This is a genomic window from Paraglaciecola sp. 25GB23A (assembly GCF_040012495.1).
Taxonomy (GTDB): domain Bacteria; phylum Pseudomonadota; class Gammaproteobacteria; order Enterobacterales; family Alteromonadaceae; genus Paraglaciecola.
The window spans coordinates 1-4,259 of record NZ_JBDYKM010000054.1 but is presented as its reverse complement, the minus strand read 5'-3'; the positions used below and the strand labels follow the sequence as shown (position 1 = coordinate 4,259).

Sequence of the window (4,259 nt, the reverse complement as noted above, 5' to 3'; positions counted from 1 at the left end):
AAAGTAGCAAAAGTTAAAAATTAAGAAGGGTAGTAGAAAATGCAATGTCAAAACCGACTTTTTCTACAGCCTCGTTATGTGAAAGGGATAGCTGATGAATAGAACATTTCAAAATTTGTGCTATTTTATTTCGGCAGTCTCTGTTTTGGGAGGTCTTGCTGACATAGCAGTTCAATTTTTTGAAGGTCAGGAATTGAGTTGGAATGCTCCTCTTATTCACATAGGTATCGGTGTTGGGTTGCCGATTATTATCTTTCCATTTTATACTCCAGCACCACCTAAAGATGATAGTCGGGTTTACGATGACAATGATGTTTCCAGTGCTTATCCAGACGAAGAAGGATTCTTGAGCAGATCAAATAGTGGGGGATCTAAATCGGACTATGACAATTATGATGGCGCAGATGTTTCAGATGGTTCAGATTAACTATTCACATAACAAAAACATCATGGTGGGAATTTTACTCGCTGAAAAAGCGCTCCTAAAATCCCTATATGTTAAGCGTTATATTTGAAGGGAAGCATGTCACACAATCATACATTTTCTGAAAATGACTGGCCTTTTGATTGCGCTATAAACACCTGTGTTGTAACAACTAAATTTGTTTATGATAGGAGTGAACCAATTGTTCAGGTCACTCACTATGAAGATGATGAATGGCAGTTCATGTGTAACACAACAGATGACCCAGATGATGGCATAGTTGTTTGTATGGGATGCTTTTTTCAAAAATTTCCAGAAATTGCTGAATTAGCTAGTTTGCCTTTGGGGTGGGATGCATACAGAGAAGATGTAACTCAACCTTGGGATATAGAGGAATTAGAACTGTGAAATACAAATATAACAAGCTGCTAAAGTTTGCAGCAAAAAACGCTGCGGGACAGTTACTCGCTGGCTTCGCCAACGACACTCGTAACTGCCACTTAGCAGGGCGTTATATGCACTTATAAATAATCGAGAGACGCTTTTCAACAAGCTAAAACAAGCAGCGTTACTAGTTCGCGAAGGCGGTGACGTACATTCAGACTATTTCACTAGCGCCGAGTCTTTCGCTATCGAAATTGAACGTTTAGCTGTTTTAGTCTCGAAAAGTAATAATAGTCCTATGGCGTTTCTTCGGGCTTTAATTGCAAAGAAGCGTGCTAAGTATTCTTGGTGTGCTCCGTCGTTCGATCTTGACGATTATTTAGCAGGTACGCCTCAAGCAACTGAGCTTGGGAATTCAATATATGCACTGTTGTAACCGTGCATATAACAAAAACATCATGGTGGGAATTTTACTCGCTGGAAAAGCGCTCCTAAAATCCCCATATGTTAAGCGTTAGAGTTTTAGGCATGGAGTGGCTAATTGATTAAATTTTTTACTTTTTTAACTTATTCTATTTTTGGAATTATTGCATTATTGGTACTGTTAATAGTAGGTTTATGGGCGTTTCATACCATAACTATTATTGATAACACTATTGATAACGGTGAGGGTTATGGTTTCAATATTGGAGATTCCAAAATTGATAGTTATAAAAAATTAAAAAAGCTAATTGAAACGAAGCAAGTTGTCGGTTTTGGCTATATGTACCCAAAGGAAGTTTATAGCCATTTTTATAGCCCCCAGGAAATTTATAAGGTTAAAAATGATTTTCACCGATGGAGTTATTGGATAATAACGGGAGTTGAAAAATTTCAAGCAAACCGTATTGATCTTGATTTTGAAAATGGCGAGTTAAATGAAATTAGGAACGTTGGAGATGGTAGCTTCGTTTCACTTAGCCATTGGCCTGAAAGTTCTTTTAGTAATATCGACGTTCTTAATATAGGTGATTCTTATTCATCAGCATATCAAAAGTTAGAGACTATTTATAAAAGCTATCCTCTTGTCAGAGTTGGGGCTGCAGGTTTTGATTCTTATAAATTACCTAAACTTGCTTCAAAAGATGAATATTACCTTGTCAAAGACTTTAATCGATGGAACCTCAGGGTTAGCCCCCGCTTTTTTAGTAATAGTATTACGCTTTCCTTTGATGAGGATGGTAAGTTAATCGAAATTTACCGTAATAGATATTATCTTGAATTTCCGTAAAAACTCTAACAAGTTGCCAAAGTTCGCCGCAAAAAGCGCGGCTGGGACAAACACTCACAGGGCTTCGCCCAACAACGTTCGCATTTGCCCCTTGGCAAAGCGTTAGGTGCTTAAAGGGAATCTAGTGAATTTTATTTTTTGGAAGCTTCATTTTTTGCTCATAGTTTTGTGCGTCATGGCATTTCAAGCCTCAGCCACTTCTTGTATCACAACGAAAAAAGTTGTCGAAGAACAAAGTACTGAATATAGGCAAAAAATAAAAATCGAAGTTTCTAAAAATGGAACAGAATTCATTGTGTATGTCTTCATGCCAGACGCCATCAATGACAAAAAATTTGATAATGTGTATTTCTTCAAGGGGATTTCACAATTCGATGCAACTAAAGACGATTATGATTTTTTCATGCCGCTTCGTACTTACAAGGATGAGGAAGGTAGGTTATTCACGCTCTACACCATTAAAGAAGGCCTTACCGAACAAAATACAATAGGGTTAACCTATGGTGAGGGCTGTGGGATGGCACTTGAATACCAAATCGACTACACGAATAGCCATTGAGACTTAGGATAAATTTTGAACGCACCTAACAAGCCGTTTAACGAAAACGCCAGCAAACTGCGCTGGCAAGGACTCGCGAACAACGCTCGCCCGTTAACGGGGCGTTATTAAGCACATGGATGATTTGAGTGATTAAGATTTTACTAATAGTTGGATTGGTATTTATTGGCTTCTCAATCGCCATGTTCGCAATTGATTTCTTGCCAGTAGATCTGTTTCAAAATCAAGATGACAGTATATATTTAAAAGTTGTATCAGCAGAATCAAGTTCATTTTTTTGCGCGCAGTATAGGATACATGCTCTTGTGCTAGGCTTAGTATTGTTGGGTATTTATAAATACATGGGTAGGATTAGCTAGCGTGCTTTATAACAAGCCAAGCCAGCGGGAATTTTACTCGCTGAAAAACGCTCATAAAATCCCCTGCTTGGGGCGTTAGCAGCCAAGTGGATAAAACTTTAGGAATTCAATTATTTTAGAACCGACAATCAGCACCTATTACGTCAGCAACATAGAGGGGCTAAACTCAGAACCCCTGTTTCTGGTTGGTTATATAATCGCCTCTGTAGTTTTGTTTGTCGAGTTAAAATATACTCGTTTTATAAGTGCAATATCACAAGTCACAAAAGTTAAAGGCAAATACATCTTCCTATTTATTTCTCTGGTATTTGCGTTTGGATTAATATCCACTTCTCTCAATTACATCGATTTATATACTTTTAAACTCGCTGTAGAAAATAATGAAGTTCAAAAAATTAAGGGTTGTATTGCTAATTATGAAGTCAACCAAAGTAATAGCCGTTCAGAGTCATTTTCTGTTTCAGGTATTGTGTTTAAGTACAATGATTATGGCACTGAGAAGTATTTTTTTGCTAATAGGCAACACGATAGCTTTATAAAAAATGGTCGTTGTGTTGTCATTGCATTCATACCAAGCAGTTCAAATAACATTATAAAAATCGATAAGGTTTAAATATGCAGTTGGCTGCTAACAAACCAATCAATCCGACCTCAACTCGCTGCGCTCATTTCGTCGGCTTATCGGGGCGTTAGGTTGCTATGAGCATTGAAGAAATATTTAGCTTTCTCATCGAGCACCAGAGAGTGGAAAGCTCCAAACTTAAATTGGACTCTGATTTATGCTTGGATTTGGGGATTGATGGAGACGATTTCTTTGAGTTAATGGAGGTTTTTTCGGAAAAGTTCTCTGTTGATCTGAGTAACTATCTTTGGTATTTCCATCATGGTGAAGAAGGTTGGAATTTTGGAGCGCTCTTTTTTCCTCCCCCAAATGCACAAGTTCCACATATACCATTGACACCACAATCTTTATGTGAGGCTGCTAATAAACATAGTTGGCCCGTGGTCTACCCTGACCATAAACTACGAAAGAGGCGACTTGACATTGATTTTAATAAATATTTTTTTATTGGTATCGCATTTGTTGGGGTATTAATTGCGGTGTATAAAAATGCAACCTAACAATTGCATCATGGTGGGAATTTTACTCGCTGAAAAAGCGCTCCTAAAATCCCCATATGCAAAGCGTTATATGCCAATGGAGTGCTCATTAATATTTTAATTTTTGTCCTTGGGTACATTATTCTAGCTGAAGTGATTCGG

General features: G+C 37.7%; 6 protein-coding genes. All 6 read left to right on the top strand.

Going from position 1 to position 4,259, the window contains the following annotated elements; translation table 11 throughout:
* The first annotated feature begins 94 nt into the window (after positions 1–94).
* Positions 95–427: a hypothetical protein gene (locus ABKW31_RS22620; protein ID WP_348618983.1), complete on the top strand. Its 333-nt coding sequence runs from the start codon at positions 95–97 to the stop codon at positions 425–427.
* 96 nt (positions 428–523) lie between these two features.
* Positions 524–832, top strand: a complete 309-nt coding sequence (locus ABKW31_RS22615) for a hypothetical protein (RefSeq protein ID WP_348618982.1) — start codon at positions 524–526, stop codon at positions 830–832.
* Positions 829–951, top strand: coding sequence for a hypothetical protein (locus ABKW31_RS22610; protein ID WP_348618981.1), 123 nt, complete (start codon positions 829–831; stop codon positions 949–951). Before ABKW31_RS22615 ends, ABKW31_RS22610 begins: the two co-directional genes overlap by 4 nt.
* A gap of 398 nt (positions 952–1,349) precedes the next feature.
* Complete coding sequence (locus ABKW31_RS22605; protein ID WP_348618980.1) at positions 1,350–2,078, top strand: hypothetical protein; 729 nt, start codon at positions 1,350–1,352, stop codon at positions 2,076–2,078.
* A 124-nt stretch (positions 2,079–2,202) separates the two neighbouring features.
* Positions 2,203–2,637: a hypothetical protein gene (locus tag ABKW31_RS22600; RefSeq protein WP_348618979.1), complete on the top strand. Its 435-nt coding sequence runs from the start codon at positions 2,203–2,205 to the stop codon at positions 2,635–2,637.
* A 1,058-nt stretch (positions 2,638–3,695) separates the two neighbouring features.
* Positions 3,696–4,118: a DUF1493 family protein gene (locus tag ABKW31_RS22595; RefSeq protein WP_348618978.1), complete on the top strand. Its 423-nt coding sequence runs from the start codon at positions 3,696–3,698 to the stop codon at positions 4,116–4,118.
* Positions 4,119–4,259 lie beyond the last annotated feature (141 nt).